The 26160-nt window shown below is 74.2% G+C and carries 28 protein-coding genes and 1 pseudogene; 10 read left to right on the forward strand and 19 right to left on the reverse strand.

What is annotated here, in order from left to right:
• Both Prum_RS45825 and Prum_RS45830 read right to left on the reverse strand, forming a co-directional pair.
• The gene (locus Prum_RS45825) at window positions 1-471 is read right to left on the reverse strand and encodes a hypothetical protein (RefSeq protein ID WP_173085567.1); all 471 of its coding nucleotides are present in this window, start codon (window positions 469-471) and stop codon (window positions 1-3) included.
• Entirely contained in the window at window positions 468-1262 is a 795-nt protein-coding gene (locus tag Prum_RS45830) for a hypothetical protein (RefSeq protein ID WP_173085569.1), read from the reverse strand. Before Prum_RS45830 ends, Prum_RS45825 begins: the two co-directional genes overlap by 4 nt.
• A 30-nt stretch (window positions 1263-1292) precedes the next feature.
• Here Prum_RS45830 and Prum_RS45835 point away from each other — a divergent pair, with 30 nt between their 5' ends.
• Window positions 1293-1685, forward strand: coding sequence for an MmcQ/YjbR family DNA-binding protein (locus Prum_RS45835; RefSeq protein WP_173085571.1), 393 nt, complete (start codon window positions 1293-1295; stop codon window positions 1683-1685).
• Window positions 1682-2887: a hypothetical protein gene (locus Prum_RS45840; protein ID WP_173085573.1), complete on the forward strand. Its 1206-nt coding sequence runs from the start codon at window positions 1682-1684 to the stop codon at window positions 2885-2887. Before Prum_RS45835 ends, Prum_RS45840 begins: the two co-directional genes overlap by 4 nt.
• Here Prum_RS45840 and Prum_RS45845 read toward each other — a convergent pair.
• Both Prum_RS45845 and Prum_RS45850 read right to left on the reverse strand, forming a co-directional pair.
• Window positions 2850-3278, reverse strand: coding sequence for a hypothetical protein (locus tag Prum_RS45845; RefSeq protein WP_173085575.1), 429 nt, complete (start codon window positions 3276-3278; stop codon window positions 2850-2852). The genes Prum_RS45840 and Prum_RS45845 overlap by 38 nt on opposite strands.
• A gap of 48 nt (window positions 3279-3326) precedes the next feature.
• Window positions 3327-4208 carry an oxidoreductase gene (locus Prum_RS45850; protein ID WP_173085577.1) on the reverse strand — a complete coding sequence of 294 codons (882 nt, stop codon included), beginning with the start codon at window positions 4206-4208 and terminating at the stop codon, window positions 3327-3329.
• Between the two features lie 81 nt (window positions 4209-4289).
• Between Prum_RS45850 and Prum_RS53210 the strand changes: the two are divergent.
• A pseudogene (locus Prum_RS53210) lies at window positions 4290-4448 on the forward strand (TetR/AcrR family transcriptional regulator); the annotation flags it as partial.
• A gap of 122 nt (window positions 4449-4570) precedes the next feature.
• The gene (locus tag Prum_RS53215; RefSeq protein WP_246278776.1) at window positions 4571-4831 is read left to right on the forward strand and encodes a hypothetical protein; all 261 of its coding nucleotides are present in this window, start codon (window positions 4571-4573) and stop codon (window positions 4829-4831) included.
• Between the two features lie 7 nt (window positions 4832-4838).
• Here the strand turns inward: Prum_RS53215 and Prum_RS45860 are convergent, their stop codons facing one another.
• The 5 genes from Prum_RS45860 to Prum_RS45880 all read right to left on the reverse strand — a co-directional run bounded on the left by Prum_RS45860 (window position 4839) and on the right by Prum_RS45880 (window position 9024).
• Window positions 4839-5810 (reverse strand): alpha/beta hydrolase, encoded by a 972-nt coding sequence (locus Prum_RS45860; RefSeq protein WP_173085579.1) that lies wholly within the window; start codon window positions 5808-5810, stop codon window positions 4839-4841.
• Window positions 5708-6121: a hypothetical protein gene (locus Prum_RS45865; protein WP_173085581.1), complete on the reverse strand. Its 414-nt coding sequence runs from the start codon at window positions 6119-6121 to the stop codon at window positions 5708-5710. Before Prum_RS45865 ends, Prum_RS45860 begins: the two co-directional genes overlap by 103 nt.
• A 111-nt stretch (window positions 6122-6232) precedes the next feature.
• Window positions 6233-6886 carry a response regulator gene (locus tag Prum_RS45870; protein WP_173085583.1) on the reverse strand — a complete coding sequence of 218 codons (654 nt, stop codon included), beginning with the start codon at window positions 6884-6886 and terminating at the stop codon, window positions 6233-6235.
• 7 nt (window positions 6887-6893) lie between these two features.
• Window positions 6894-7448: a hypothetical protein gene (locus tag Prum_RS45875; RefSeq protein ID WP_173085585.1), complete on the reverse strand. Its 555-nt coding sequence runs from the start codon at window positions 7446-7448 to the stop codon at window positions 6894-6896.
• Window positions 7449-7539: 91 nt separating this feature from the next.
• Window positions 7540-9024, reverse strand: coding sequence for a histidine kinase (locus Prum_RS45880; RefSeq protein ID WP_173085587.1), 1485 nt, complete (start codon window positions 9022-9024; stop codon window positions 7540-7542).
• A gap of 34 nt (window positions 9025-9058) precedes the next feature.
• Between Prum_RS45880 and Prum_RS45885 the strand changes: the two genes are divergently transcribed.
• Entirely contained in the window at window positions 9059-10066 is a 1008-nt protein-coding gene (locus tag Prum_RS45885) for an NAD(P)-dependent alcohol dehydrogenase (RefSeq protein ID WP_173085589.1), read from the forward strand.
• A gap of 175 nt (window positions 10067-10241) precedes the next feature.
• Window positions 10242-11048: a polysaccharide deacetylase family protein gene (locus tag Prum_RS45890; RefSeq protein WP_246278777.1), complete on the forward strand. Its 807-nt coding sequence runs from the start codon at window positions 10242-10244 to the stop codon at window positions 11046-11048.
• Window positions 11049-11125: 77 nt separating this feature from the next.
• Here the strand turns inward: Prum_RS45890 and Prum_RS45895 are convergent, their stop codons facing one another.
• Genes Prum_RS45895 through Prum_RS45910 form a run of 4 tightly spaced genes read right to left on the reverse strand, consistent with a single transcriptional unit; the run spans window position 11126 to window position 14617 of the window.
• A complete protein-coding gene (locus Prum_RS45895) occupies window positions 11126-11398 on the reverse strand; it encodes an amphi-Trp domain-containing protein (RefSeq protein WP_173085593.1) in 273 nt (90 codons plus the stop codon).
• 14 nt (window positions 11399-11412) lie between these two features.
• The gene (locus tag Prum_RS45900) at window positions 11413-12678 is read right to left on the reverse strand and encodes a diacylglycerol/lipid kinase family protein (protein WP_173085595.1); all 1266 of its coding nucleotides are present in this window, start codon (window positions 12676-12678) and stop codon (window positions 11413-11415) included.
• 7 nt (window positions 12679-12685) lie between these two features.
• A complete protein-coding gene (locus Prum_RS45905) occupies window positions 12686-14077 on the reverse strand; it encodes a DUF2252 domain-containing protein (RefSeq protein WP_173085597.1) in 1392 nt (463 codons plus the stop codon).
• Between the two features lie 30 nt (window positions 14078-14107).
• Entirely contained in the window at window positions 14108-14617 is a 510-nt protein-coding gene (locus tag Prum_RS45910) for a DUF1269 domain-containing protein (protein WP_173085599.1), read from the reverse strand.
• Between the two features lie 171 nt (window positions 14618-14788).
• On the opposite strand from Prum_RS45910, the gene Prum_RS45915 reads away from it, so the two are divergent.
• Genes Prum_RS45915 through Prum_RS45925 form a run of 3 tightly spaced genes read left to right on the forward strand, consistent with a single transcriptional unit; the run spans window position 14789 to window position 18712 of the window.
• The gene (locus tag Prum_RS45915) at window positions 14789-17362 is read left to right on the forward strand and encodes a winged helix-turn-helix domain-containing protein (RefSeq protein ID WP_173085601.1); all 2574 of its coding nucleotides are present in this window, start codon (window positions 14789-14791) and stop codon (window positions 17360-17362) included.
• A 16-nt stretch (window positions 17363-17378) separates the two neighbouring features.
• Window positions 17379-17927: a hypothetical protein gene (locus tag Prum_RS45920; RefSeq protein WP_173085603.1), complete on the forward strand. Its 549-nt coding sequence runs from the start codon at window positions 17379-17381 to the stop codon at window positions 17925-17927.
• Window positions 17816-18712 carry a hypothetical protein gene (locus Prum_RS45925; protein ID WP_173085605.1) on the forward strand — a complete coding sequence of 299 codons (897 nt, stop codon included), beginning with the start codon at window positions 17816-17818 and terminating at the stop codon, window positions 18710-18712. Before Prum_RS45920 ends, Prum_RS45925 begins: the two co-directional genes overlap by 112 nt.
• Here Prum_RS45925 and Prum_RS45930 read toward each other — a convergent pair.
• From Prum_RS45930 to Prum_RS45945, 4 genes are all read right to left on the reverse strand, one after another.
• A complete protein-coding gene (locus Prum_RS45930) occupies window positions 18709-19575 on the reverse strand; it encodes a hypothetical protein (protein ID WP_173085607.1) in 867 nt (288 codons plus the stop codon). The genes Prum_RS45925 and Prum_RS45930 overlap by 4 nt on opposite strands.
• A gap of 60 nt (window positions 19576-19635) precedes the next feature.
• On the reverse strand, window positions 19636-20787 hold the full coding sequence (locus Prum_RS45935) for a cellulose binding domain-containing protein (protein WP_173085612.1): 1152 nt from the start codon (window positions 20785-20787) through the stop codon (window positions 19636-19638).
• 60 nt (window positions 20788-20847) lie between these two features.
• The gene (locus Prum_RS45940; RefSeq protein ID WP_173085613.1) at window positions 20848-22494 is read right to left on the reverse strand and encodes a pectinesterase family protein; all 1647 of its coding nucleotides are present in this window, start codon (window positions 22492-22494) and stop codon (window positions 20848-20850) included.
• A 103-nt stretch (window positions 22495-22597) separates the two neighbouring features.
• Entirely contained in the window at window positions 22598-23698 is a 1101-nt protein-coding gene (locus Prum_RS45945) for a DUF4429 domain-containing protein (RefSeq protein ID WP_173085616.1), read from the reverse strand.
• Between the two features lie 25 nt (window positions 23699-23723).
• Between Prum_RS45945 and Prum_RS45950 the strand changes: the two genes are divergently transcribed.
• Window positions 23724-24233 (forward strand): GNAT family N-acetyltransferase, encoded by a 510-nt coding sequence (locus Prum_RS45950; RefSeq protein WP_173085619.1) that lies wholly within the window; start codon window positions 23724-23726, stop codon window positions 24231-24233.
• Between the two features lie 10 nt (window positions 24234-24243).
• On the opposite strand, the gene Prum_RS45955 is transcribed toward Prum_RS45950, so the two are convergent.
• Window positions 24244-24942, reverse strand: a complete 699-nt coding sequence (locus Prum_RS45955) for a UCP032817 domain-containing protein (RefSeq protein ID WP_173084851.1) — start codon at window positions 24940-24942, stop codon at window positions 24244-24246.
• A gap of 126 nt (window positions 24943-25068) precedes the next feature.
• Entirely contained in the window at window positions 25069-26109 is a 1041-nt protein-coding gene (locus tag Prum_RS45960) for a phosphotransferase enzyme family protein (RefSeq protein ID WP_173085620.1), read from the reverse strand.
• Between the last annotated feature and the right edge of the window lie 51 nt (window positions 26110-26160).

Genomic DNA, 26160 nt, shown 5'->3' on the forward strand with positions numbered 1-26160 from the left:
TCAGCTGGTAATCACCCACCACCAACCGTCACCGAGCGCCGCCGTCGCGGTCACGGTGGTCGCCGACATGACGATCGCCTGGCCGCGCTTGGCCGACGGCGCGTACGCGTAGCCGTAGCCGATCCCACTGGTGAGGCTCATCCAGCGCACCTCGCCGCGGTCGCCGGACGCGAACGCGGGGCGGTGCGTCCAGTAGTACGCCTGCGGGTAGGCCAGGTGCAGGTCGGTCCGGGCGATCCAGGTGAACCCGAGGGCCGCGATCGCGAGCAGCAGGGCCGCCGGGCGCCAGCCGCGCCGCCAGAACTCGAACAGCAGGCTCGCCACGGCCGCGGCCAGGCCCGCCGCCCACACGCCGAGCACGACGACCAGCGCGAGCAGCCACAGGGCGATGTCCAGCGGGTAGTACAGGAACTCCACCGTGGCCGTCGCGACGAGAGCGGCCCCGACCAGCAGGACCGGCCAGCGGCTCACCGCGCCACCGGCGGGATGCGGCCGCCCTCGGTGACCAGCCACTCGCCGGTCTCCCACGGCCCGGGGCCGTGGTCCAGGCGGTAGCACAGGTCGAAGCGGATGCTGAGCCCCGGCCACGGGTGGTGCACGCGGACGACCCGGAAGACGTCGGCCAGCTCCGCGAACGTGACGCCCTCCGGCTCGGGAAACAGCCGCTCCAGCTCGGCGCGGGTCAGGTCGGTGCCCAGCGCGAACTGCCACTCCGGCTGCGCCAGCCAGTCGTCGTGGACCAGCTCGAACCGGGGCTCGCGGCCGGCGACGAAGTCGCCGATGCCGCTGTCGAACTCCTCCGCTGTGGACGGCAGCACGAACGGCCACTCCTCGCCGGTCGGGTAGCGGTACATGGTGGACACCGCGGCGACGGAGCCCACCAGGGCGTGCCACTGCTCCGTGGAGGTGGTGGTGGCTGGGAGGTTGACGCCGGTGTGGTCGACCCGGTCGACGTGGCCGGCGAGGCGCCGGGTCAGGTCGGCCATCTCGACTCGGGCCGGCGCGCTGGGCGTACCCGTGATGTCGCCGGACCGGCCGATGACCTGGCCGGTGTCGAGGGTGATCTCGGGCGCGGACACCGGGGCCAGCGCGAAGGTCGTCACCGGAAGGGCGCCGGGCGGACGCGCCGGGGTGAGGGTCAGGCGGTCCGCCGCCTCCCCTGGCGCGGCCACGCCGCGCAGCAGCGTGCGCAGGTCGGCGAGGAAGGCGCGCGATTCCGGCGTCTCGGGCAGGCGAAAGGTGATCTCGGTCAGGCGATCCACCCACCAGACCGTAGGCGCTACGGTACGAGAATGGCCACTCTGGAAGAGACGGCCCGGCTCGCGCTGGCGCTGCCCGAGGTCTCCGAAGGCGAACGGCACGGCCACCGGACCTGGTCGGTTGCCGGCAAGGGGTTCGCGTGGGAGCGACCGTTCAGCAAGGCGGATATCCGGCGATTCGGCGACGAAGCGCCGCCGGAGGGCCCGATCCTGGCGGTCCGGGTCGAGGACCTCGGGGAGAAGGAGGCGGTGCTCGCCGCGCAACCCGCGGCGTTCTTCACGATCCCGCACTTCAACGGGTACGCGGCGGTCCTCATCCAGCTCCGCAAGGTCACCAAGGCGGCGCTGCGCGACGCGCTGGTCGACGGCTGGCTGGCCTGCGCGCCGCCGAAGCTGGCCGACGAGTTCCTCAAGGGACGCTCGTGACGGCGGACCTGCTGGCCAGGTACGCCGAGCGGTTCCACGCCGCCGTGGGTGGCGGGCACCACGTCGCGTCGCCGCTGGGGGCGTGGCTGCTGCTGGCGCTGTGCGCGCCGGCGGCCACGGGTGCGGCACGCGACGAGTTGGCCGAGGTCCTGGGCACGGATCCGGCGACCGCCGCCGCCACGGCGGGCGCCCTGCTCGACCACCCGCACCCGCTGGTGGCCGCGGCGAGCGCGGTCTGGCACCGCCCGGCCGCCGCTGGCGACGGGCTGGCCGGCTGGACGGCCACGCTGCCCGCCTCGACGCGGACCGGTCCGATGCCCGACCAGGCCCAGGCCGACGCCTGGGCGCGCGAGCACACCTTCGGCCTCATCGAGCGGTTTCCGCTGGCGGTGACGCCGGAGGTGGTGCTGCTCCTGGCCAGCGCGCTGGCGACGAAGGTGTCCTGGGAGGTGCCGTTCGAGGTCGCCCCGGCCGCCGCGCTGGGGCCGGGCAGCCCGTGGGCCGGCCGGCTGACCCGGGTGCTGCGCACCCCCGAGCAGGGCCACTGGACGTACGTCGCGGCGACCAAGCGGGCCGGCGACGTCATCGTGCACGTCGCGTCCGCTGACCCGGTGTGGTCCGAGTTCACCTACCTCGGGGGCCTGCACGTCGTCTCGGTCGCCGCCGCGCCGGACGTCGCGCCGGCCGACGTCCTGGCCGCCGCGTACGAGATCGCCCCGATCGCCAACGACCAACGCCGGGCGGGCCGGCGCTCCCTGTACGACCTGCCGCTCGGCGACGGCCCACTGTGGACGATCCGGGACGAGCAGCTGGTCAGCCGCGACGCGGAGCGCTGCACGGCGGTGCTGCCCAGCTGGTCCGCCGGCGGCGAGCACGACCTGCGCGCCCCCGGCCTCGGCTTCGCCACCGCGGGCCGGGTGGTGGCGGACATGCTCGGCCTGCCCAGCCTCGGCTTTGAGGCCCGGCAGGCCGCGGTGGCCGCGTACAGCCGGTACGGGTTCGAGGCCGCCGCCGTCACCGGGTTCGCCAGCGTGACGAGCGCGCCGTCGCTGCGCGCCGTCCGGGTCGCCGAGCTGCGGTTCGGCCACCCGTACGCGGTCGTCGCCGTCGCCACCCAGCGGGACGATGGGCCGTGGGGCGGCGTGCCGGTGTTCTCGGCGTGGGTCAGCGAGCCCGACGACGTGCCCGAATCGCCAGCGTGAGGGCGCGGACCAGGTAGGCGCCGCCGCCCAGGGTGAGGGCGAGGCCGACCGCGAGGGCGGCGTAGCCGGCCCAGGCCGGGCCGTCGAGGGCCGCCGAGTCGCCGCGCACCCGCAGGGTGACCGGTGCGCCGGTGGACTGCGCGTCCCGGCCGAAGTCGACCGACGCGGTGCGCTGCCGGGCCCCATCCGTCCAGGTCACCACGCAGTCATAGTGAATGCGCCGGTCGCGGCCGGTGCCCACCCAGTCGGTCGTGCACGACTGCACCGTGCCGGTCGCCGTGGGCCAGGTCCGGCTCACCGTGAGCTGGACGCCGGTGACCAGCACGATCACGCCAACGAAGACCGCGACGAAGCCCGCGGCCCGCTTGAAGAGCCGCCGCGGGTCGATCATGGCGCTGACGTTAGGGCCCGCCGGTGGCGCTGTCGTCGGGCGTAAGGATTAGCCGCGCTGGTCGGCCAGGCGGCGTTCACGGGCCGCCTGGCGGGTGGCGACCCGCGACAGGTTGCGCAGCACGGCGTCCATGAGGCGGTCGAAGGCGCGGTCGGGCAGGACGCGGCGGGCCGCCAGGATCGGCTTGGCGCCGCGGCCCACGGCGTACCGGGTGCGCGGGCGGCGCGCGGTGGCGGCCTTGGCGACGGCGTTGGCGATCACCGATGGCGGGGACGCCTGCCCGGTCGGGTCGGCCATGAAGAACGCCGCCGCCCGCTCGGCCTGGTCGGCGTACGCGCCCTGGCCGGAGGTGGCGAGCAGGTGCTGGCCGGCGATGCCGGACCACTCGGTGGCGATCGCGCCGGGCTGGATGACGACCACGTGGATGCCGAGCGGGGCGAGTTCCATGCGCATCGAGTCGCTGAGCCCTTCGACGGCGAACTTGGTGGCGTGGTACCACCCGCCGAGCGGCTCGTAGATCTTCCCTCCGATGGAGGAGATGTTGACGATCCGGCCGGAGCCCTGCCGGCGCATGTGCGGCAGGACGAGCTGGGTGAGCCGGGCCAGGCCGAACACGTTGACCTCGAACTGGCGGCGGGCCTCGTCCAGCGGCACGTCCTCGACCGCGCCGTACGAGCCGTAGCCGGCGTTGTTGACCAGGACGTCGACCCGCCCGGACTCGGCGACGACCTGCTCGACGAAGCCGACCATGGAGGCGTCGTCGGTCACGTCGACGCGCACCGGGCGGATGCCGACCTCGGCCAGCGGGGCCATCCGGTCCACCCGGCGGGCGGCGGCGTACACGGTGAAGCCCTGGGTCCGCAGCTTGCGGGCGGTGGCCTCGCCGATCCCCGAGGACGCGCCGGTCACGATGGCAACTTTGTCAGTCATCAGATCCCCATCCAACTAGTTGGTTACCCCAGTGTCGACACCCACCCGCCCGTTGTCAACTAAACAGTTAGAATCCGGATCATGCCGCGCGACTCCACCGCCACCCGGGCCCGGATCCTCGACGCCGCGACCGCCGAGTTCGCCGCCTACGGGCTGGCCGGCGCCCGCGTCGACCGGTTGGCCGAGCGCGCCGGCGCCAACAAGCAGCTCATCTACGCGTACTTCGGCGGCAAGGAGAAGCTCTTCGACGCGACCCTCGAACGGCACATCGAGCAGCTCCTCGACGCGGTGCCGTTCACCGCCGACGACCTCCCGGGTACGCCGCGGCGCTGTTCGACTTCGGCGTGGCCCACCCGGAGCTGGTGCGGCTGCTGCGCTGGCACACCCTCGAACGCCCCGGCGAGCTGGCCCGGCTGGAGCAGACCATGGGCTCGACCGCGCGCAAGCTGGCCGCGCTGGCGCAGGCGCAGGAGGCCGGCAAGGTGGACGCCACGCTCCCGCCGGCCGAGCTGCTGGCCGTGATCGTCAGCCTGGCGCAGGCCGTCGACGACCCGGCCCCGGCGGCCCTCGCCGTACGGCGGGAGACGGTGGCGACCACCGTACGGCGGCTGGTCACGCCGTGACGGCCGGCTACTTCGGCGGCTCGGCGGAGGTCCAGGCCGGCAGCGGGAGCGGCCGGTCCAGCAGGAACGACCGCAGCAGGCTCAGGTACAGCTCCGGCCGGTCGCTGGAGATCGCGTGGCCGGCACCCTTGACGTACACCAGCGTGGCCCGCGGCAGCGTGCGCTTGTAGTCGTAGGTCACGGCCCACTTCTTGTAGTCGCCCTCGGCGCGGACGACCAGCGCCGGCACGGGTACGGAGCGCAGCGCCGGCCGCGGGTCCGGCACCTGCTCGGCGTCCAGGCTGGTGTACTGGTTGACCCAGAACCCGGCCGCGTTGTCCGGGGCGTGCAGCGGCGGGGCACCCGGGTACTGGGCGGCCGGCGCGGCGGTCAGCAGGATCTGGCGCAGCAGCTCGTCGGCCTCGGCGTCGCCGAGCAGCGCGTGCGCGGCCCGCGGGTTGATCGCCTGTAGCAGCGTGGCGGCGATGAAGCGAGGCCGGTACGCCAGCGCGTCGATCGCGTCCTCCTGCGCGGGCGTGAGGCGGTCCCAGATGTCGCCGGTGTTCCCGTCCGGGAACGCGCCCTCCCACAGCGCGCCCGGCGAGGTGAACACCACCCGGGCCACCCGGTCGGGGTGGGCGGCCAGGTAGTACGCGGCCAGGATGCCGCCCCACGACTGTCCGATGAGGACCACCTGCTCGGCGCCGATGGCCTGGCGTACGGCCTCCAGGTCGGCGACGTGCCGGGCGACCGTGTACCCGGTCACGTCCGCCAGCCGGGTGGAGCGGCCGGCGCCGAGCTGGTCGTACTCGTACACGTCGAACCCGTCGGCGGCCAGGGCCCGGCCGGTGGCGTCGATGCCGTCGCCGGGCGTGCCCGGCCCGCCGTGCAGGAAGATCACCGGCGTCGGCCGGGGCGTGCCGCGCGCGGGCGCCTTCGTGTACGCCAGACGCGAGCCGGTGGGCAGGTCCCAGTAGCGGGTGCCGGGCGGCGCGGGCACGGCGGTGGCGGTGGCAGCGGCTGGAAGACCGTCACGGCCGCGAGGCCCGCGGTGGCCAGCGCGAGGACGCCGGCCAGCACGCCGGCCGCGCGGAACGGGCGGCGGCCGGGGCGCAGCAGCGCGAACACCGGCCAGCCGAGCAGGAACGCGACGGCGGCCAGCGCGGCGAGGCCGGCGGCGGACAGCAGCGGGATGGTGGCGGTGGCCGCGGCGGTGCCCAGGAACGCCAGGGCGCCCGCGCCGAGGGCCAGCGGGACGGTCAGGAGCAGCAGCATGCCGCCGGCGGTGCGGCGGAGAAGGGTGCGTGGCATGTGGACCACGCTATGCGGACGAAACAGACTTTCCGTCCTTCCGTGGGACGGTTCTCCGGCGCCTCGGAACACCCGCGCGGCGGGCCCGCTCCCCCGCCGTACGGCGGGGTGTCAGCGCACGCCGGGGCGGATCAGGCCGGCCTCGTACGCGGCGATGGTGGCCTGCACGCGGTCCCGGACGCCGAGCTTGCCGAGGATGACCGCGACGTGGTCCTTGACCGTGGCCGGGCTGATCCCGAGCGCCCCGGCGACCTCCACGTTGGACAGTCCACGCGCGACCTGGCGGAGCACGTCCGTCTCCCGGGGGGTGAGCGCGGCCAGCCGTTCGGCGTCCCCCGGGCCCGGACCGGCCGCGAACCGGTCGATCAGCCGCCGCGTGACCCCCGGGTCGAGCAGCGCGTCGCCGCCCGCCACCACCCGCACCGCGTCGACCACCCGCTCCGGGTCCGCGTCCTTGAGCACGAACCCGGCGGCGCCGGCCCGCAGCGCGGCGAAGACGTACTCGTCCAGGCCGAAGGTGGTCAGCACCACCACCCGGGTGGCCGGCACCTCGGCGATGATCCGCGCGGTCGCGGTCAGCCCGTCGAGGCCCGGCATCCGGATGTCGAGCACGGCCACGTCCGGCCGCAGCGCGCGGACCTGCGCCACGGCGGCCGCGCCGTCGGCGCTCTGCCCGACCACCTCGATGTCGGGCTCGGCGGCGAGCACGGCCGCGATGCCGGCCCGCACAATGGCCTGGTCGTCGGCAACCAAGACACGGATCATGCGCCCATCATCCCGGCAGCCAGACCGTGGCCGCCTCCGGTACGGACCGGGTGACCGCGCCGCCGGCCGCGTCTGCCAGCTCCCGCAGCCGCCCGCCGTCCATGCCGCCGCCCGGCCACGTCGCGGACAGCCGCACGCCGTCCGGCAGGTACGTCACCGCGAGCGCGCCCTCCTCCCGCAGCAGCGCGTCGGCCAGCCGGTAGCCGGCCACCTCCACCTCCCCGGGCAGCGCCCGCCGCTGCCCCGCGTACCGGATCGCGGCCCGGCGCCGGGCGGCCAGCACCGCGGCACCGGCCAGGGTGGGCGGCGGCTCGTCGTCGACGCCGTCCGCGCGCAACTCGGTCAGCAGCTCCCGCATCGCGGCGAGCCCGGCCCGCGCCCCGGCCAGCACCTCCGGCAGCCGCCCCGCCTCCGCCGCCGCCACCGCGGCCGCCGCGTGCCGCCGGGCCGTGCCGCGCAGCCCGGCCGCGATCCGCGCCCGCTCGGCCCGCGCCGCCGCCGCGGCCTCCCCTCGGTCGCCGCCCGCCCCGCCGCGCGCCGGCCCCGCCGGGCCCGCGCCCACACCCCGAGCGCCCAGGCCAGCAGCGCGGGTACGGCCAGCACCGCCGAGAAGATCGCCCAGCCGGCCACGACGTCCCCGGTGATGCCGTTGATCAGGACGAAGCCGTCCACCGCGCCGATCGCGAGCGGCGCCGGCCAGCCGCGCCGCGGAAGGTGAGCCCCACCGAGTACGCCAGCACGAGTTGCACCCACAGCGTGAAGATCAGCAGGTCGGTGCCCTCGTACGGGGTCCAGCCGGCCCGCTCGGCGCCCAGCCAGGCCAGCAGCACCGCCAGGTTGGCGAGCGTGGCGCGCATCGGGGCCACCCGCCGCCAGCGCAGCGGGGCGGCGAAGAGCACCAGCAGGAGCAGCAGCAGCGCGGTCCCCGGCGCGGGCCGCCCCAGCGGGTCGGGGTCGTTGCCGGGCAGCAGGCCGGCTCCGGCCGGCAGCGCCACGGCCAGCACGGTCAGCGCCCAGTCCAGCGCCGCCGGCCCCCGCCAGGCCGGCCGGCGCCCGGCCGCCGGCGCGTCCATCGGCAGGTCGGCCCGCACCGCCCAGCCGCCGTCGCGCGGGCCGGCCGCCAGGGTGCCGCCGGCCGCCTCGACCGCCCCGCGCAGTCCGGAAAGGCCCGCGCCGCTGCCCACGTCCGGCGCGGCCGCCGAGCCGCCACCGTCCACGACGGACACGGTCAGGCGGTCGCCGTCCGGGGCGAGGCGGACGGCGACCGGGGCGCCGCCGGCGTACCGGGCCGTGTTGGTCAGCGCCTCCCGCACCACCCGGTACGCGATCGCCGCCACGTCCGGCGGCACGGTCCCGGCCGGACGGGCGTACGCCACCTCGGGCCGCTCGGCCACCAGCGCGTCGATCCCGTCCAGCCCCGCCGCCTCGCCTTCCCCCGCTTCCTCGACCTCGATCAGGCGGTCCAGCTCGGCCAGCGCCAGCGTGCCGGCCCGCACCGCGTGGTCGGCCGCCTCCGCCGCCAGGTCCGGGTCGCCGAGCCGGGCCGCCGCGGCCGCCGACACCACGATCCCGGTCAGCCGGTGGGCGGCCACGTCGTGCAGCTCGGCGGCCAGCCGGCGGCGCTCCCCCGCCGCCGCGTGCCGCGCGATCGCCGCCGACCCCGCCGCGAACGCCGCCCGCGCGGCCCGATCGGCGCGCCTCCGCCGCCGCGAGCGCCCCCACACCCACACCACCGCCGCACCGGCGACCGCCATCACCCCGTACCCGATGACCGCGCGGACCGACGTGGCACGGACGGCGACGGTCGCGCCGAGCGCGAGCACCGTGGCCGCGGCGCCGGCGACCGCGCGACCGGCCGTGCGCGCGGCGGCGAGCCCGAAGAGCGCGACGCCCGCCGCCGCGAAGCCGACGGGCGCCCGCCACCCCAGGCCCGCGCCGAGCGGCACGGCGGCCGCCAGGGTGGCCGCGAGCGCCAGGCCGGGCGCGGCGCGGCGGCGCACGAGCGCGCCGCACGCCACCGCCGTGCCGAGCACCACCAGCGCCACCCCCGCCGGGGACGCGGGCTCGTCCAGGAGTACGGGGACCACCGGCCACCAGGCGAACTGCAGCACCGCGAACGCGGCCGGGAGCCTCCACACACCACCGATTGTCCGCCCCGCCTATCGTGAACGCGTGCGAGCGGTCATCCAGGATCGGTACGGTGCCCCGGACGCGCTGCGCGTCGACGACGTCGAAACGCCCGTGCCCCGCGACGACGAGGTGCTGGTCCAGGTGCGGGCCGCGTCGGTCCACCCGGACGTGTGGCACGTGGTGACCGGGCGCCCGGCCGCCCTCCGGCTGATGGGCTCGGGCCTGCTCCGTCCACAGTGTAGAGTCCCGGGCACCGATCTGGCCGGCGTCGTGGCCGCGGTCGGCGCGCGCGTGACCGGCTTCCGGCCCGGCGACGAGGTCTTCGGCGACAGCCTGCGCGGGTTCTCCTGGCGCAACGGCGGCGCCTACGCCGAGTACGCGGCCGCCCCGGAGGACGGGCTCGCGCACAAGCCCGCCAACGTCACGTTCGAGCAGGCGGCCGCGGTGCCGACGACCGGGTACATCGCGCTGCTCAACCTCCCGGCCGGCCGGCTGCGACCGGGCCAGCGGGTGCTCGTCAACGGGGCCGCCGGCGGGGTCGGGGCCATCGTCGTGCAGATCCTCAGATCGCACGGCGCGCACGTGACCGGCGTCGAGCACACCCGCAAGCTGGACCTGCTCCGGTCGTTGGGCGCCGACGCGGTCGTCGACTACACCACGGACGACTTCACCCGCGGCGACCAGCGGTACGACCTGATCGTCGACATCCCCGGCAACCACCCGTACGCGGCCGTCCGGCGGGCGCTGGCCCCGGACGGCACGTATGTCCTCATCGGACACGACCACTTCGGCCAGGTGGGCCGGCGCTGGCTGGGCAGCCTGCCCCGGTTCGGCGGGCTGGCCCTGCGGTCGCTGTTCGCACCCCAGCTGCGCAAGGGCGAGCCGGCCAGCCGGCGCAAGAAGGAGGCGATGGCGGCCCTGCGCGGCTACCTCGAGTCCGGGGCGCTCACCCCGGTCATCGACCGCGCGTACCCCCTCGCCGAGGCGGGCGAGGCCATCCGCCACCTGGCCGAGGACGAACCCCTCGGCCGCGTCGTCCTGACGGTGTGACCACGGCCATATGCCCTTGATCGACGGGCAATCCCTTGATCGGCGCGGGCCAGCTCACCGCCGCCCGCCCGGCCCCCTACCCAGGGGTAGGTCTGTGGGGCGATGCGCGGAACATGATCTACCACCTATCCTCGCTCCGCATGGGGAAGATCGACGGGGGCTGCTGCGGCGCGCGTTGACGGTCGCGGCGGGGATTTCGGCGGGTGCGGCGCTCACCCGGATACCGGACCTGGTCACGTCGGACCGGTTGCCGCTGGGCGGCGGCTACGCGCCGGCGGGTGTCGCCAGTGGATGGTCGCCGCGCGGCGGGCTGAACGTGCGCTGGCATGTGCCGACGGAGCAGCCGTTCGTGGCGCTGACGTTCGACGACGGCCCGGGGCCACAGTGGACGCCGATGGTGCTGGACGTGCTCGACCGGCACCGGGCGCCGGCGACGTTCTTCGTGGTCGGGGAGCGGCTGACCCGGCACGAGGACCTGATGCGGCACCGGATCGGCCGGCACGAGTTGGGCAACCACACCTGGGCGCACCGCGACCTGGGCAAGCTTGACGAGGCGGGGGTGCGCGACCAGCTGCTGCGTACCCACGTGGCCATCCGCCGGGTCGCCGGCTACCCGCCGACCCTCATGCGGCCGCCGTGGGGCCACCTGGGCGGCAGCACGCTCGTCATCGCCGACGAGTTCGAGTACGACGTGGTGATGTGGTCGCACCAGATGCGCGAGAAGCGGTACGCCCACAATCCGCCGGCGCAGGCGCGGGACATCGTCGACAACGTCCAGCCGGGCTCCATCGTGCTGGCCCACGACATCGGGGCCCGGCACCGCCTGGTCGCCCTCAACCAGCTCGACGCCATCCTCAATGGACTGCACCGGCGCGGCCTGCGCCCGGTCACCGTGTCCACGCTGATCGCCGCCGCCGCCGCGGGCCGCGCGTCGATCAAGGACTTTCGCGCCGATCAAGGGCAAATGGCCGCGGAAAAGTGATCAAACCACGACCGTTCGCCCTTGATCGGCGAGCGAGCCCTTGATCGACGCGCGGCCCGCGGCGCCCGAGCGGGCCCCTAGCGGGCGCGGCGGCGGGCGGGGCGGGGGTTTGGCCGGGCCGTCGGGGCGGTCGACCACTTCAGTTCCAGCTCGATCTCGATCTCGTCGCCGTCGACCTCCACCTCGAACTCGGTGTGCAGCTCGTCCGGGACGACCAGCTTCACCTCGAGCCCGGCGACCTTCACCTCGACCTCCGGGCCCTCGTCGAGCGCGCTCGCGAGCGCGGACAGCGCCTCTGCCACCTGCTTGCGGGTCAGGCTGGCCTTGCGTTCCACCTTGACGTTCGCCACCGCGGTGCCTCCTGTCACACGACGTAGCGGTCGACCGAATCGCGACCGAGGGCGATCTGGGCGAGGGCCCGGGCGGCGTCCCAGGCACCGGCGGGGGCCGCGGCGGACGGGGAGGCGCCCGGATGCTGGCGCGCCACCCGTACGCGCAGCACGCCGGGCCGGACGCGGAAGCAGAGCGGCGGTTGCAGCACGGCGGCCTCGCCGTCGATGCCGGCCGGCACCGGGGCGCTGGCCTGCACGTCGAACTCCGGCGCGGACCATTCGCGCAAGGGCCGCGCCATCGCTGAGGTGCCGACCACGGTCACGCCCAACACGCCCTCGTCGACGCGTGGCCGGGTGCCGGAGCCGATCGCGTTGCCGAGCCGGTACCGGTTGTTGGAGACCAGGATGGCCGCGCCCAGGTCGTGCTCGTGCCCGTCCGGCTCGGTCCAGCGCAGGGCGACCGGGCGTTCCGGGTCGAGCACCTCCGGCGCCGTCGCGAGCAGCGTACGGATCTTGGTGTCACGGTACTCGGCGCGCTGGACCGCTTCGGCGTACAGGCCCAGCGAGACGTTGTTGACGAACACCTCGCCGTTCACCTCGCCCAGGTCGACGCGGTGTTCGCTGCCGTCGACGAACGCGTCGAGGGCGCCCACCACGTCGTTGCGGTCGACGCCGAGGTCCAGCGCGAAGTGGTTGCGGGTGCCGGCCGGGACGCAGGCGTACGGCAGCCGGGCCTCGGCGGCGATCGACGCGACGACGGCCTGCGAGCCGTCGCCCCCGGCCATGGCGAGCGCGTCGGCGCCGCGCGAGATCGCGGCGCGTACCAGGGCCCGCAGGTCGTCCCCCGGGTGCAACTCGACCGGCTCGATGCCGCGCCGGCGGGCCTCGGCGGCGAGCCCGAAGCGCTCGGCCTTGCCGCCCCCGGACCGGGGGTTGAGGAAGAGCACCGGGTGGCGCGGCCGGTCCGCCGCCGGGCGGCGCACGTGGACCGTGAACGCCACGCGGGCCGCCGCGAGGGCGAGCGCCACCCCGGCCACGACCACGACCAGCACCGGGATCCGGCCGGTGAGCAGCAGCACGGCCGCGACGATCAGCGCCACCAGCGCGACCGCGAGCGCGACCGCCCGGCGGGCGCCGCGGCGCAGGACGCCGTACCAGCCGCTGACCACCGCGAGGACGACGCAGCCGAGCACGGCCAGCCCGCGCGGCAGCTCCTCGACCACGGCGACCAGCGCCACGATGAGCGTGGCCGGCGCGGCCAGCAGAGCCACGATCGCCGCTACCCGCCTGCGGGCCATCGGGGCGTCACGCGGCTTCGGCGGTGATCCGGCCGCTGGACAGGGCCGCCCCGAACGCCTCGAAGTCGCGCTCGTTCTGGTCGGCGTACGCCTCCGCGTACTGGACCAGGGCCCGGTCGAAGGCGTCGCTGGAGCCGAGGTACGCGGCGATCTCGACCGGGTCGCCGGCGCGGGCGTGGGCGCGGGCCAGGCAGTTCCCGCACAGCTGGGCGTAGGCCCGCATGGTGTTCGCCGACATCGTGTCCGGCCGCGCGCTGCCCTTCCAGTCGCGCAGCTGCCGGACGTAGAAGTCGCGCTGGCGGTTGTCGATGCCGGTGATGCGGTCCCAGCCGAGGAAGATGTCGCTGGCGGCCTGCATCAGCCGCTGTCCGGACACGACCCGCTGCCCGTGGTTGGGGTACCCGCTGGCTCCGGCGTACGGGGCGAGCACCGACGCCGCGGCCTCCTTGGCCTGCAGGATGAGCGGGTCACCGTCGTCCCGGCCGAGCAGAAGGATCACCCAGCAGCGGGTGCCCACGCTGCCTACGCCGACCACCTTGCGGGCCATGTCGACCACCCGGAACCGCGCGAGCAGGTCCTGCCGGTCGGCGCCGAGGCTGCGGCTGTACGTGCCGATCAGCCCGCGGAGCCGCCCTTCGAGCTGCTCGCGCCGGGCGTCCGGGAGCAGGTCACCGAGCGGGGTGATCAGTGGCGGGTCGGTGACGATGCGGCGCTCGCCGTCGACGACGTGGGTCAGCTTCGCGAACGCCTCGAGCTGGCCCCGGCCGCGCGCCGCGGCGGTGACCTTCTCGGCCTTCTTCCGGGCCGTGGTGTGCGCCGGCAGCAGGTCCTGCAGCTCGTCCGCCTCGTCGCGGGCGTACCAGATGTCGAGGGTCCGCATCGCGGCCAGCGTGGCCATCCGTTCCCGGTACGACAGGACCGACTCCCGCACGATCGTGGCGCGGCGCTTGTCGTCGAAGCCCCGCGCGCGCCCGGCGACCGCGAAGCTGGCGGCGAGGCGCTTGACGTCCCACTCGAACGGGCCGGGCAGGGTCTCGTCGAAGTCGTTGACGTCGAAGACCAGGCGCCGTTCGGGCGAGGCGAAGAGCCCGAAGTTCAGCAGGTGGGCGTCGCCGCACAGCTGGGTGGTGACGCCGGTGTCCGGCTCCCGGCCGAGGTCGGACGCCATGACGGCGGCGGCGCCGCGGTAGAACGCGAACGGCGACTGCGCCATCCGGCCGTGGCGGATCGGCACCAGTTCGGGTACGCGGGTGGTCGCCTGTTCCTCCAGGATGCTCACGGGGTCGGGCCGCTGGTCGCTGGGGGCGATCCGGGCGTGGGTCGACCGCGGGACTCGGGAGCGCGCCGCCTTGCCACGGGCGGCGCGTTCACCCGCTGTAAGCAGAGCTTGCCCAGTCATCTCAGTTGCCCTGTCCTCTCCGTGGCCCAGTCACCTCGCGACGGCCATCCGGGCCTTCTCGACCGCGTCGCGCAGCTGCTGCTCGGCCTCCGAGCTGAGCGAGCTGCGGATCAGCCGGCCCTCGAACCGCTCGTGGGTCATCTTTTCCACGACCTTGTCGAGCGTGACCTGTTCGACCAGCAGGAACAGCGCGGCGGTGCCGGGCTGCAGCGCCTGGCCGACGTCCTTCATGAACTTGTCGTCCACGCCGACGTCGGTCATCTTGCCGCCGATCGCGCCGCCCGCCGCGCCGAGCGCCATGCCGAGGAAGGGCGCGAAGAACAGCAGCCCGATCAGGCCGCCCCACAGCGCGCCACCGGCGGCGCCCATGCCGGTCAGGCTGGTGCCCTGGTGCAGCTTGACCTTGCCGTTCGGGGTGGCTTCCACGACGGCCGCGTCCTGCAGCTTGATCAGGCCCTGACGCTGCAGCTCGAGCAGCTTGTCGCGGGCGGCCTGCGCCGTGTTGAGGTCCGCGTACCCGATTGCGATCAGATCGCTCATTTCGTCTTCCCCTCAGCTTCGCCAGACTGCGCCCTGGCGCCATGGTGACCCCGAACCACAGAGTCCCGCCGGGGTCAGCTTCGGCCATTACCCGTCGCGGGTAGTGGGATTCCCGCAAAAAGGGCGAACTGGACGTCCACCGCGCCTACTCTGGCCCGGGGTAAGTGCCCGATGACCTGGACACCGTTGACTTCTGCCCGGCTCGCACCGCCGCCTTGCGCGGCGCCGGTGGTCGCCCGCCCACGGCTGTCCCGCCTGCTCAGCCGGTCGGCCGCCGCCGCGGTGACGCTGCTGAGCGCCGGCGCCGGCTGCGGCAAGACGCTCGCGGCGGCCGGCTGGCTCGCCGGCGGCGCGGACGGGCGCTGCGCCGCCTGGCTCACCCTCGACGAGACCGACAACGACCCGGCCACCTTCTGGTACGACGTGCTGCTCGCGCTGCAGGTCGCGGACGCGGTCCCGGCGGGTAGCCAGCTCGGCCTGGGCGCCGTGACCCGGCCGTCGGTGCTGGTCCTGGACGACGTGCACGAGCTGCGCGAGCCGGCCGCCCTCGACGCGCTCGGCCGGCTGGTCGAGCACCGCGGGCCGGCGCTGCGGCTGGTGCTCGCCACCCGGGCCGATCCGGCGATCCGGCTGCACCGGCTGCGGGTCAGCGGCCGGCTCGCCGAGATCCGCGCCGACGCCCTCGCGTTCGACGCGGCCGAGGCCCGGCAGCTGTTCGCGCGGCACGGGCTGCGGCTGACCACGCCGCAGCTGCGGGCGCTGCTGGAGCGTACCCAGGGCTGGGCGGTGGGCCTGCGCCTCGCGGCGATGTCGGTGGACCCGGCCGACGTCGGCGGCGGCATCGCCGGCTTCACCGGCGACCAGCCGCCGGTGGCGGACTACCTGGCCGCCGAGGTGCTCGACCGGCACCCGCCGGAGGTGCAGGAGTTCCTGCTGCGCACCAGCGTGGCGGAGCGGATCAGCGGGGCGCTCGCGGACACGCTCACGGACGGCACCCGCGGCCGCCACACCCTCGAACGGCTGGCCGGCGACGACGGCCTCGTAGTGGCGCTCGACCGCCGGCGCGAGTGGTACCGGTACCACCCCCTGCTGCGCCAGATGCTCCACCACCGGCTCAGCACCGACAACCCGCCACTCGCCGCCGAGATGGAGCGGCGGCAGGCGATCTGGTACGGCCAGCACGGCGCGCCGGTCGAGGCGGTCCGCCGGGCGTCGGTGGCCCGGGACTGGGACCTGGTGGCCCGGCTGCTGGTGGACGCCGCCCTGCCGCGGCTGCTGTCCCCGGAGGCGCCCGCCCTGGTCGCGGCCGTACAGCCGGTGGCCGAGCAGGCGCTGCGGGACCCCTCGATGGCACGCCTGATCTGCTCGGCGGCGGTGCGGTTCCACCGGCACGAGTACGCCGCGATGGACCGGGACGTCGGCGACGCCCGCCGGCGCCTCGGCTCGGTCCCCGCCGACCTGCGGGTCTCCGCCGACGTCGCGCTCACCGTCTTCGAGGCGGCCGCCGCCCGCGCCCGGGGCCGGCCGAGCGACCTGGTCGGCGCCGGCGCGCACGCGCTGGCGCTGCTGGAGCACGCCGCCGCGCCCGACTTCGCGGCGGCCCCGGAGTACCGCGTGATCGTGCTCAACGGCCTCGGCATCGGGCACCTGTGGTGCGGGCACCGGCAGGAGGCCAACGAGTACCTGCTCGCCGCGGCCGGCGAGGCGGAACGGCTCGACTTCGAGCTGCCGTACGTCAGCGCGCTGTCCCACCTCGCCGTCGCCGACGCCGTCCACGGCGAACTGGACACGGCGGCCGAACGGGCCCGGCACGCCGTCGCCCTCGCCGAACGCCACCCACCGGCGCTGCCGGCGAACACCAGCGCCGCCTACCTGTCGCTGGCACTGGTGCACCTGCAGCGGGCCGAGTGGCGCGACGCGGGCCGCGCGATCGCGCTGGCCGCCGCCGCCAGCGATGACGAGAGCGACCGGTCGGCGCGCCTCGCGGTGGCCGCCATCCAGATGCGCCTGCTCGTGGAGGAGGGGCACACCGGCCAGGCACTGGCGATCGGCGCCCGGCTCCGCGAGCAGATGCTGGCCGGCGACGCGTACACCGGTCTGCTGGCCGGCTGGGTCGTCGCGGCGGAGGCGGAGGCGCTGGTCGCGGCGGGGCGGCTGCCGGCCGTGCTCGACGGCCCGGCGCCCGGCGGCCGGGCCCAGCTGTGCGTGGCCCGGGCCCGGCTCGTGGCCGGCCAGTCCGGCCAGGCCGAGACGATGGCCCGCGCGCTCGCCGGCGACCCGGCGGCCGACCTGGAGACGTCCGTGGAGGCGCGGGTGCTGCTGGCGCTGATCGCGGAGCACCGCCGGCACGACCACGCCGCCGTCGAGGCGCTCACCGAGGCGCTGGCGCTGGCCGAGCCGGAGCACGTACGGCGCCCGTTCCTGATCCTGCGGGACCGGCTCGGCGCCCTGCTGCGGCGGCAGCAACAGCTCGTCGGCGGCAGCGCCGACTTCGTCGAGGACCTGCTCGCCCACCTGGTGCCGCCGGACGGACCGGCCGGTTCGCCGCTGGCCGAGCCGCTCACCGACCGGGAGCTCATCGTCCTGCGCTACCTGCCCACCCTGCGCAGCAACAGCGAGATCGGTGAGGACCTCTTCGTGACCGTGAACACGGTCAAGGCCCACCTCAAGAGCCTGTACCGCAAGCTCGGCGTCGCCAACCGGCGGGACGCGGTCAGGCGCGGGCGCGCACTGGGATTCCTATGACGAGTGGGGGGCAGCCATGACGGCACAGAACGAAGCCGCGCCGCTCAGCGGCGACGAGCGCAGCGAACTGGACCGCCTGCGGGCCGAGGTCGCCACCCTCCGCGCCGCGGGGCACCGCCCGCGCCGGCCCGGCCGCGGCCGGCGGTGGGGCCGGACCACCGCGGCGGTCCTGCTCATCGTGCTGGGCTGCGCGCTCGCGCCGGTCTCCGTCGTCTCGGTGTGGGCGAACAGCATGGTCGAGGACACCGACCGGTACGTCGACACCGTCGCGCCGCTGGCCGAGGACCCGGCCATCCAGCAAGCGGTCACCGACAACATCACCCGGGAGATCTTCAAGTACATCGACGTCAAGGGGATCACCACCCAGGCGCTGGCCGCCCTCGGTGAACGGGGCACCCTGCCCCCAACCTGGCCACCCAGTTGCAGTCGCTGGCCGGCCCGATCGCCAGCGGCGTGGAGAACTTCACCGAGGGCCAGGTCAGCTCGGTGGTGCACAGCGACACCTTCGCCCAGGCGTGGGAGACGGCGAACCGCGCCGCGCACGAGCAGCTGGTGGCGGCCCTGACCGGCGAATCCTCCGGCGCCGTCGCGGTCGACAACAACACCGTCTCGGTCAACCTCGGGCCGCTCGTCGACATCGTCAAGCAGCGGCTGGTCGCCGCCGGCCTGGAGATCGCCGCCCGGATCCCCGCCGTCAACACGTCCTTCGTCGTCTACCAGTCCGACGACATCCGCAAGGTGCAGAACGGCGTGGACCTGCTCAAGACGCTGGGCACCTGGATGCCGTTCGTGTGCCTGGTGCTGCTCGGGCTGGGCGTCTTCATCGCCCGCGACCACCGGCTGGCCTTCATCGGCGCCGGCCTCGGCGTGGCGTTCGCGGCGCTGTTGGTCGCCATCGCGTTGCAGGTCGCCCGCGCGATCTACCTCGACTCCGTACCCACGGACGTGCTGCCGGCGGACGCCGCCGCCGTCATGTACGACAACCTGGTCCGCTTCCTGCGCGAGGCCGTCCGGGCCGGCATCCTGCTCGGGCTCGTGGTCGCCGCCGGGGCGTTCCTGACCGGCCCGTCGGTCACCGCGCGGGCGATCCGGCGGGTGCTGGCGGCCGGCATCGCCTGGCCGCGCCGCGGCCTGGACCGGCTGGGCCTGCGGATGGAACGGCTGACCGGCTGGGTCGCCGGCCACGCCACCCTCCTGCGCGGCATCGCCGTGGCGCTCGCGTTCCTGATCCTCATGCTCGTGACCTACAAGACCCCGGCGCTGGTGGCGTGGCTGACGGTCGGCGTCCTCGGCGCGATGTTGGTCATCCAGTTCTTCGCCACCAGGACGACCCAGCAGGAGGCCACTTAGTCCAGCCGCGGGCGCGGCAACGGGAAGTACGGGCCCATCTCGGGCCGGTACCAGTAGGTCGGCGTCTGGAACACGCAGCCGATCTCCCAGTAGAGGTCGTTGAGCGACGCCGCCCGCTTGTCCTCCCACTGCACGCGGGTCGGGTCGTCGTCGCTGCGCCGCGCGTCCACGACGGAGACGTACCCGCCGTCGGGGTGCCGGCGGACGAAGATCAGGTTGGAGTTCTTCTCCGGGAAGACCTGGATCAGGCGGCGCAGCTCGCCGTCGTCGAGGTCGGGGATCGGCGCCTGCTCCGGGCTCGGCTTCGGCCGGCCGGTCAGCCACCGCTCGTCATCGCCCTTGACGCTGAGCCAGTACCGCCACTCGTACCCCTTCACGAGCAGGTTCGGCACGCCGCGCTCGCGCAGGAAGTTCAGGGCCGCGCCGAGCAGCTCGTCGTGGACGGGGTGCTCCCGCTGCTCGCTGGTGAGGACCTCCCACAGCACGCGGGACGCGCCCAGCACCGCCCACCCGCCGACCGGCATCACCTTGTCGCGCAGGGCGACCAGGAAGCCGTCGGGGTCGGCCTGGGCGATCACGTAGAGCGGCGCGATGATCTCGTCGTAGATCGCCGACGGGTCCTCGCCCTGTGCGTTCGGCGGCTCCATCGTGTACCGGCCGAACCGCGCCACCATCGAGATGACGTTCACCGGCAGCCCGTCCGCGCCGCGCGGCTGCGCGGCGTACGACGGCTCCTCGTCCGGCCACGACGCGGTGCCCGACCCGGTGGAATCGTTCTGCCGCAGGAAGTACACGAACGCGCCCACGACCACGGCGACGATCACCAGCACGCAGCACACATTTCCGGTGTCCACGCGCGCCATGAGACCACTCCCCCGGCGGCCGCGCGGCGCTCATGTCGTGTGTGCGACAGGGGTGGCTGGCTATCCGGTGGCGCAGGCGGCGCCGTTCAGGGTGAAGGCCGCCGGCGGCGCGTTGCTCGCCGTCCAGGAGCCCTGCATCCCGAACGTCGTGCTGCCGCCGGCCGGGATGACCCTGTTCCAGTCCGCGTTGCGCGCGGTCACGACGGCGCCGGACTGGGTGTACGCGGCGTTCCACGCGTTCGTGATCCGCTGGTCGCCGGCGAAGGTGAACGCGAGCGTCCAGCCGTCGATCGCCGTGGTGCCCGTGTTGTGCACCGTCACCGACGCCACGAAGCCGCCCGTCCACTGTGACTGCGTCGTGTACGTGACCCGGCACGGCCGGGGCGGGGGTGTCGACGGCGTACCCGTGACATAGACGGTGACCGGGCCGGCGGAGGCCGACAGGTTGCCTACCGCGTCCCGGGCCCGCACGTGGAAGAAGTTGTACGTGGCCGGCAGCGGCACCGTGTAGCTGGTCCCGGTCACGGTGGCCAGCAGGGTGGAGATGTACAGGCCGTCGAACCTGTACACGTTGTAGCCGGTCACGCCCACGTTGTCGGTCGACGGCGACCAGGTCAACAGCGCGCTGGCGCCGGTCTGGGTGGCGGTCAGGTCGGTCGGGGCCTGCGGCGGCACGGTGTCCGGGCCGGTGTCGGTGACCGGGGTGACGACGCGGACGCTGTTCGACTGGTTCGACCGGCGGCCCTGGTCGTCGCGGGCGGTCACGACGAACCGGTACTCCGACGCCCGCGTGAGGGTGTTGATGGTGGCCGTGGTGACATTGCCGAGGCTGACCTGCCAGACGATGTCGTTGAACGCCTGGGTGTACTGGATGTCGTACCCGACGATGGTGCAGCAGCCGCGGACGGAGGCGGTCCAGGTCAGCGTGACCGACCCGGTCGTCACGGCGGTGGCCGCCAGGTTGGTCGGCGGGCCGGGCGGGAACGGCGTCGTGCTCAGCGTCGGCGACGAGGTGGGCGTCGGGGTGGCGGGCAGCGTGCACCCGACCCCGCTCGGGACCGGCGGGCAGGTGTCCAGCAGCGCCGGCGGCGCGGTGCCGGCCGCGGCCGGGATCGTGACGAGGACCGCGCCCATGACCGCCGCGGGCAGTGCCACGACGGCCAGGAGTGCCGGCAAGAGACGACGTGTGTGCTTGGAGAGTCCGCCCACCATGCCCCCGACAATGCGCTAGACATCGACATTCGTCAAGATAGACGAACGTCTAACACACTGTCAGAAGATCGGGTTCCAGCCGTCGCCGCCGGCCAGGTAGCGCTGGGCCGTGTAGGTCGGCGCCTGGGCGTCCGCGAGCTGCGGCCGGTCCGCGGTGACGGTGGCGCCCGCGCCGGTGTTGCGGTACTCGGTGAACCGCGCGTCCCGCCAGGAGAAGCCGGACATGTCGGTCCACGGGGCATCCTTGATGTGGGCGCCCATCGCCGTCTCCCGGTACAGCACCTGCGCGATCGCGTTCACGTCGCCGCCCGGGTGCCACGGCCGTCCAAGGTGGACACTCTTGGCCGCCACGCCGGACGCCGCGGTGAGGCTGCACTGGGTGAACAGGTAGCCGTACGGGTTCGTGTTCGTGGTCGACGCGGCCGTCACGTACCCGTTGTTGCTGGTCGAACCGCGATTGAGCGAGCGGATCTCGCAGCGGTCGAAGACGGCGGTGCCGCGCCCGAAGATGAAGTCGACGTCGCCCTCGATGTAGCAGTTGCGGTAGTACGCCCGGCTGACGGTCGCGGTGCCGGGGCTGCTGGGCTGCAGCGTGTCCTGGTTGCCCAGGATCCGGACGTTGTCGAAGACGAGCCGGTCGCCGCGCGTGGTCACCGCGACCGCCTGCTCCGCGCTGTAGTCGTGCGCGGCCTCGTCGAAGCTGTTGGCGAACGTCAGGTTCCGCGCGATGAAGTCGTTTCCGTCGACGAAGACCGACGAACTGCCGGTCGTGCCGTACGTGCCGCTGCCGTCCGGCTTCGGGGTGCCGCTGGCGTTGTCGTACGTGATCACGACGTCGGCGGCGTTGCCCGTGCTGCCGACGATCGACACGAACGGCTTGTTCGACGGGATGGTGACCAGTTCCCGGTACGTGCCGGGCTTGACGCTGATGGTGCGGCGCTGGGTGTTGTTCGCCGGGACCGCGTTCACCGCCGCCTGGACCGTCGTGTACTGGCCACTACCGTCCTTCGCGACGACCACTGTGGACCCGGCGGGCGGCGGCGTGGTGGCCGCCGGCGTCGTCGGCGGTGGCGTGGGGCTCGCCGTGGGGCCCGCGGTCGAGTCGACGAGCACGTCGTCGAAGGAGGCGCTGGCGTAGTACGTCGCCAGGCCGATCCCGCCGGCCGCGTACTGCGTGTCGGTGGCGGTCAGCGCCGTACCCCCGTTGACGGTGCCGCGCAGCGTGCTGCCCGCGACGGACAGCGACAGGGTGTACCAGGTCCCGGCGGACACCGTCACCGCGGCGGTGGCCAGCGTGGCGGACGAGCCGTTGGTGAGCCGCTTCAGCTCGACGGTGTTGTTCGACCGCAGGGCCAGGTAGTAGTAGCTGGTGGCGGACTGCGCCCGCGCCAGCACCGCGACGAACCGGTTGCTGCCGTTGAACGCCAGCGGCTTGACCCGCGCCGTGACCGTGTAGTCGGTCCACGACGCCGAGCCCGCCCGCGACCGGGCGTCGCTGCTCGTACCGGCCTGGCGCAGCACCCCCGTGCCGTCGCTCACGACCGACCACGTACCACCGGAAGGCGTCCACCCGGCGGAGTCGCCGTCGTCGAAGGTGTCGGCCATGATCGTCGCGGCCTGGGCGCCGCCGGCGAAGCCGGCGAACGCGGCGGTCAGGCCGGCCACGAGTACGGCGGCCAGGGCGGCGACGAGGGCGTGTCGGCGCATGGTGGGTCCTGCCCTTCCACAGGCGGGGTGGCAGACCCCTGGGGAACGCGCTTTCCGACGAACATATGATCCACGATCACGGATGTCAATGTCTGTTGGTTTGCTACCAGCGCCCGAGGAGGTCCCGCTTCTTCGCCTCGTACTCCGCGTCGGTGAGGATGCCCTCGGCCCGCAGCCGGGCCAGCTCCCGCAACTGCCCCGGAACGTCACCCGTCTCACCCTCAGCCGTGTCGGCCTCGGCCGGCCGGGTAAGCCCCTCGTGGGCGCCGGCCGGCCAGTGCGCCGGATCGTTGCCCGGCAGCAAGCCCGGCTCCACCACGCGCGGCCCGGTGATCCGGGCGGCGACATGGGCGGCGAGGTCCTCGCCTTCGCCCTCCTCCCGCCCGGGCTCGATCACGAACGCGTCGTGGTCCCGCTTCGGCTCGGGCGGCCGGTACCCGGCCGGCAGGCCCGCCAGGACGAACCGGACGCTGCCCGCGCGCCACCGGCCCGGCGTGGTGAACTCCACGGCCGCGATGGCGGTCAGCGGCAGCCAGCGGCGCGTGTCCCGCTTCGGACCGCGCTGGAAGTCGAGCAGGACGCCGTTCTCGTCGAGGGTGACCGTGCCCTCGAACGTCCGCAGCTGGACGAACAGCTCGCCCCGCGGCGGCGGCGCGAGCCCCGGCACCCGGGCCTGCGGCGGCAGGAGCTGCGGATCGGGCGTACGCGGTTCGAGCAGGATCCGTTGCCGCACCTCGGCCACGAACGCCTCGGCCTCCTCGCGGCGGTCCGACCAGAGCGTCACCGTGTTGGCGTCGCGTTCGGGATCCCGCCGCCGGTAGTCCGGCGCCTCGCCCACGAGCCGGAACCGGACGTGAACGCCGCTCCGCTTCGGCTCGTACTCCACCGACGCGATGGCCGGCAACGGAATCACCCGCGGGCTACGGGCCTTCTTGACCGACTGCGTCAACGCCCGGTCGAACTGGAGCACGATCCGGTCCCGCTCCAGCACCGCGGTGCCCTCGGCGCCGCTGACCTCCATCCGGAACGGCCCGACCGGCAGCTCGGACGTGAGCCGCTCGATCTCCTCGAGCCGATCCGCGTGCAGGACCGCGGCAAGGAGCCGGTCAAACCCGGCCAGATCCAGCGAGCCCGCCGCCACGGCGTCGTGCAATGCGCGCGCGTAGTGCTGCCGCTCCGCGTCGGTGGGTTGGCGGGTGGTCACGGCGCCAAACAGTACCGTTGATCACGTGACCGCCCCACCCGCGACGCCACGGCTGACGTTCCGCGAGATGACCGCCGACGACCTGGAAGACATGGCCGCTCTCCTCGGTGACCCGGACGTCATGCGTTACTACCCGCGCCCGAAGGGTCGGGACGAGGCGCTGGGCTGGATCCACTGGAACCAGGGCCTGTACCGGCAGGAAGGCTTCGGCCTCTGGGTGCTCACCCTGCGGGCCACCGGCGAGTTCGTCGGCGACTGCGGCCTGACCCCGCAGAACGTCGAGGGCACAGTGGACATCGAGGTCGGCTACCGCGTCCGCGCCCACCTGCAGGGCCGCGGCTACGCCAGCGAGGCCGCGGCCGCCTGCCGCGACCACGCCCGCGACGCACTGGGCGTCCAGCGGCTGATCGCGATCATCCATCCGGCGAACGTGCCGTCCCAGCGCGTCGCCGAGAAGATCGGCCTGCGCCACGAACGCGACGCCCTCGTCAAGACGGGACCGGTCCGTGTCTACGCCGCCGCACTCGGCCGGTGAGCCATCGGTCTCAGCCCCCGCCCCCATCGCCGCCGCCGCCACCGTCGCCGCCACCACCGCCACCACCGTCGCCGCCTCCGCCTTGCGCAGCCGCCCCACCGGCGTAGCCGTAGCGGCCGTCGTTGAACGGAAGGTCGCCGCGAATGCCGGGCGCGCGGAGCCGCTTGCCCGGCCCTGCGAGGTGTTGCAGGCAGACGAGGCCGGGAGCCCGGAAGCATTCGCCGCGGCCGCCGCAGTCGGACAGGTAACGGTTGCCGTCCCGGATGTGGAGATTCTCGTCAACCATGAACAGCAAGGGAAGCCCTGTTGAGCCACCACCCTCGTCCCAGCGGGCGTAGCTGAGCGTGGCCAGCAGCGAGGCGGTGCGGTTGGTATCGGCCGTGTCAGCGTTCATCGCGGACCCCGGCGGGCGGGACAGGGGGCGCCCGAACGCGGCGTCGCAGAATGCGGCGTAATCGCGAGTGTGCAGAGCCAGTTCCTGCCATAGATCGTCCACCACCACCGATGGCATCGACAGCGTTGCCCTGGGACTGCGGGCGACGAGCCGGAACCACTGCCGAGCTGCGGTTTCGACCAGACGATAATCGTCGCCGCTGAGTTGGGGATGCCGATTTCCGAGACGCTGACGCCCACTGGCGGGGAATTGCAGGTCGTCAACGGTGGCAATTCGATGAGCTGTGTGGCGGTTACTCTTTCTGATCCACAACATAACGGCTACTTCTATCCGCCCGGTATCCGAGCGTTCGGGCCCGACTAGCCAAAACGGCGTCGCGGCTTCCTCAGAGTACGCCCACCGGCAAGCCCAGAACCGCGCCAACAATCCGGCCGTACCCGTTCATGTGCCGTCGGCGAGCACGTCCTGAACCTGAGCGATCCGGCTGGTAAGTCGCCGCGCCCATTCGAGCTCTTGTGCGGTGGCGGCGAGGTGGCGCCGGGCCGCGTCCGGGTCGTCGAGCAGGGCCACCCAGACCGAGACGGACCACAGTGGCTGCCGTGCCATGGCCAGCGGTATGGCGGCCCGCTCGTACGGTGACAGCCTCGCGCCGAGGCCGGATTCGTAGGCGCCGACCAGGTCGGTGAGTGGCGTCGGGTCGGTGGTGATGTCGGTGATGTCGACGCTGGTGAAGTACAGGGTGAGCGCGAGATCATCGGTTCGCGGGCGGTCGGCGAGGAAGTCGAAGTCGGTGACCAGGGCGACCTGCCCGTGACGGAACCGGACGTTGTTGTCCCAGAAGTCGCCGTGCACGAGCTGACGGCGGGGCTGGACGGGGCCGTCCCGCTCGTGCTGGGCGAGGGTTTCGGCGAGCTCGTCGGCCAGGTCGGCCAGCCGCGCCTCGGCAGGAGTCGGCTGCCAGCCGCGGATGCGGCCGGTCCCAGCGGCGACGGCCTCCACGAGGCCATCGACGTCGACGTAGTTGGCGAACCGGGCTGCCGCCGTGGCCGGGCTGGACGGGAACGCCCGCAGCAGCGCGTGGATGCGCCCCAGCACCGCCAGCCCCGTTCGTACGCTGGTCAGCGTGTTCATCGTGGCCGGCGCGGCCACGTACGGTTCAACCTCCACGACCCGGCCCTCGAAGGTCTCCCAGCCGCGGCCGCCGGCCGCCGGGATGGGCTCAGCGCAGGGCACGCCATGGCTGGCGAGATGCTGACGGACCGCGTGGAGGGCGGCCACCCGCCGGCCGGTCACAAACGGCCGGTAAACCCGCGCCACCCGCAGCGACCGGCCATCGGTGACCAGCAGGCTCAGATTGCACGAACCGCCCAGGTCCGGCGCCGGTCCGGCCAGCCACACGCCCCAGTTCGCCCGCAGGAACCCTTCGAGACCCGCCGAGACGACGGCCCTGGTACCCCGCTGGCCGCCTGCCGCGTCATCCACGGCCCGAAGCCTAGACCGGACGCGGTCAGGGTCGTCGGGCTTACTTGATCA

Origin of the sequence: Phytohabitans rumicis (genome assembly GCF_011764445.1) — a bacterium.
In the GTDB taxonomy this organism is placed as follows: domain Bacteria; phylum Actinomycetota; class Actinomycetes; order Mycobacteriales; family Micromonosporaceae; genus Phytohabitans; species Phytohabitans rumicis.

Coding starts and splice junctions, on each gene's coding strand:
- Prum_RS45835 (WP_173085571.1), top strand. CDS start 1,293: ATGGCCACTCTGGAAGAGACGGCCCGGCTCGCGCTGGCGCTGCCCGAG.
- Prum_RS45845 (WP_173085575.1), bottom strand. CDS start 3,278: ATGATCGACCCGCGGCGGCTCTTCAAGCGGGCCGCGGGCTTCGTCGCG.
- Prum_RS45850 (WP_173085577.1), bottom strand. CDS start 4,208: ATGACTGACAAAGTTGCCATCGTGACCGGCGCGTCCTCGGGGATCGGC.
- Prum_RS45865 (WP_173085581.1), bottom strand. CDS start 6,121: ATGCCACGCACCCTTCTCCGCCGCACCGCCGGCGGCATGCTGCTGCTC.
- Prum_RS45870 (WP_173085583.1), bottom strand. CDS start 6,886: ATGATCCGTGTCTTGGTTGCCGACGACCAGGCCATTGTGCGGGCCGGC.
- Prum_RS45900 (WP_173085595.1), bottom strand. CDS start 12,678: ATGGCCCGCAGGCGGGTAGCGGCGATCGTGGCTCTGCTGGCCGCGCCG.
- Prum_RS45905 (WP_173085597.1), bottom strand. CDS start 14,077: ATGACTGGGCAAGCTCTGCTTACAGCGGGTGAACGCGCCGCCCGTGGC.
- Prum_RS45910 (WP_173085599.1), bottom strand. CDS start 14,617: ATGAGCGATCTGATCGCAATCGGGTACGCGGACCTCAACACGGCGCAG.
- Prum_RS45915 (WP_173085601.1), top strand. CDS start 14,789: ATGACCTGGACACCGTTGACTTCTGCCCGGCTCGCACCGCCGCCTTGC.
- Prum_RS45920 (WP_173085603.1), top strand. CDS start 17,379: ATGACGGCACAGAACGAAGCCGCGCCGCTCAGCGGCGACGAGCGCAGC.
- Prum_RS45930 (WP_173085607.1), bottom strand. CDS start 19,575: ATGGCGCGCGTGGACACCGGAAATGTGTGCTGCGTGCTGGTGATCGTC.
- Prum_RS45935 (WP_173085612.1), bottom strand. CDS start 20,787: ATGGTGGGCGGACTCTCCAAGCACACACGTCGTCTCTTGCCGGCACTC.
- Prum_RS45940 (WP_173085613.1), bottom strand. CDS start 22,494: ATGCGCCGACACGCCCTCGTCGCCGCCCTGGCCGCCGTACTCGTGGCC.
- Prum_RS45955 (WP_173084851.1), bottom strand. CDS start 24,942: ATGTTGTGGATCAGAAAGAGTAACCGCCACACAGCTCATCGAATTGCC.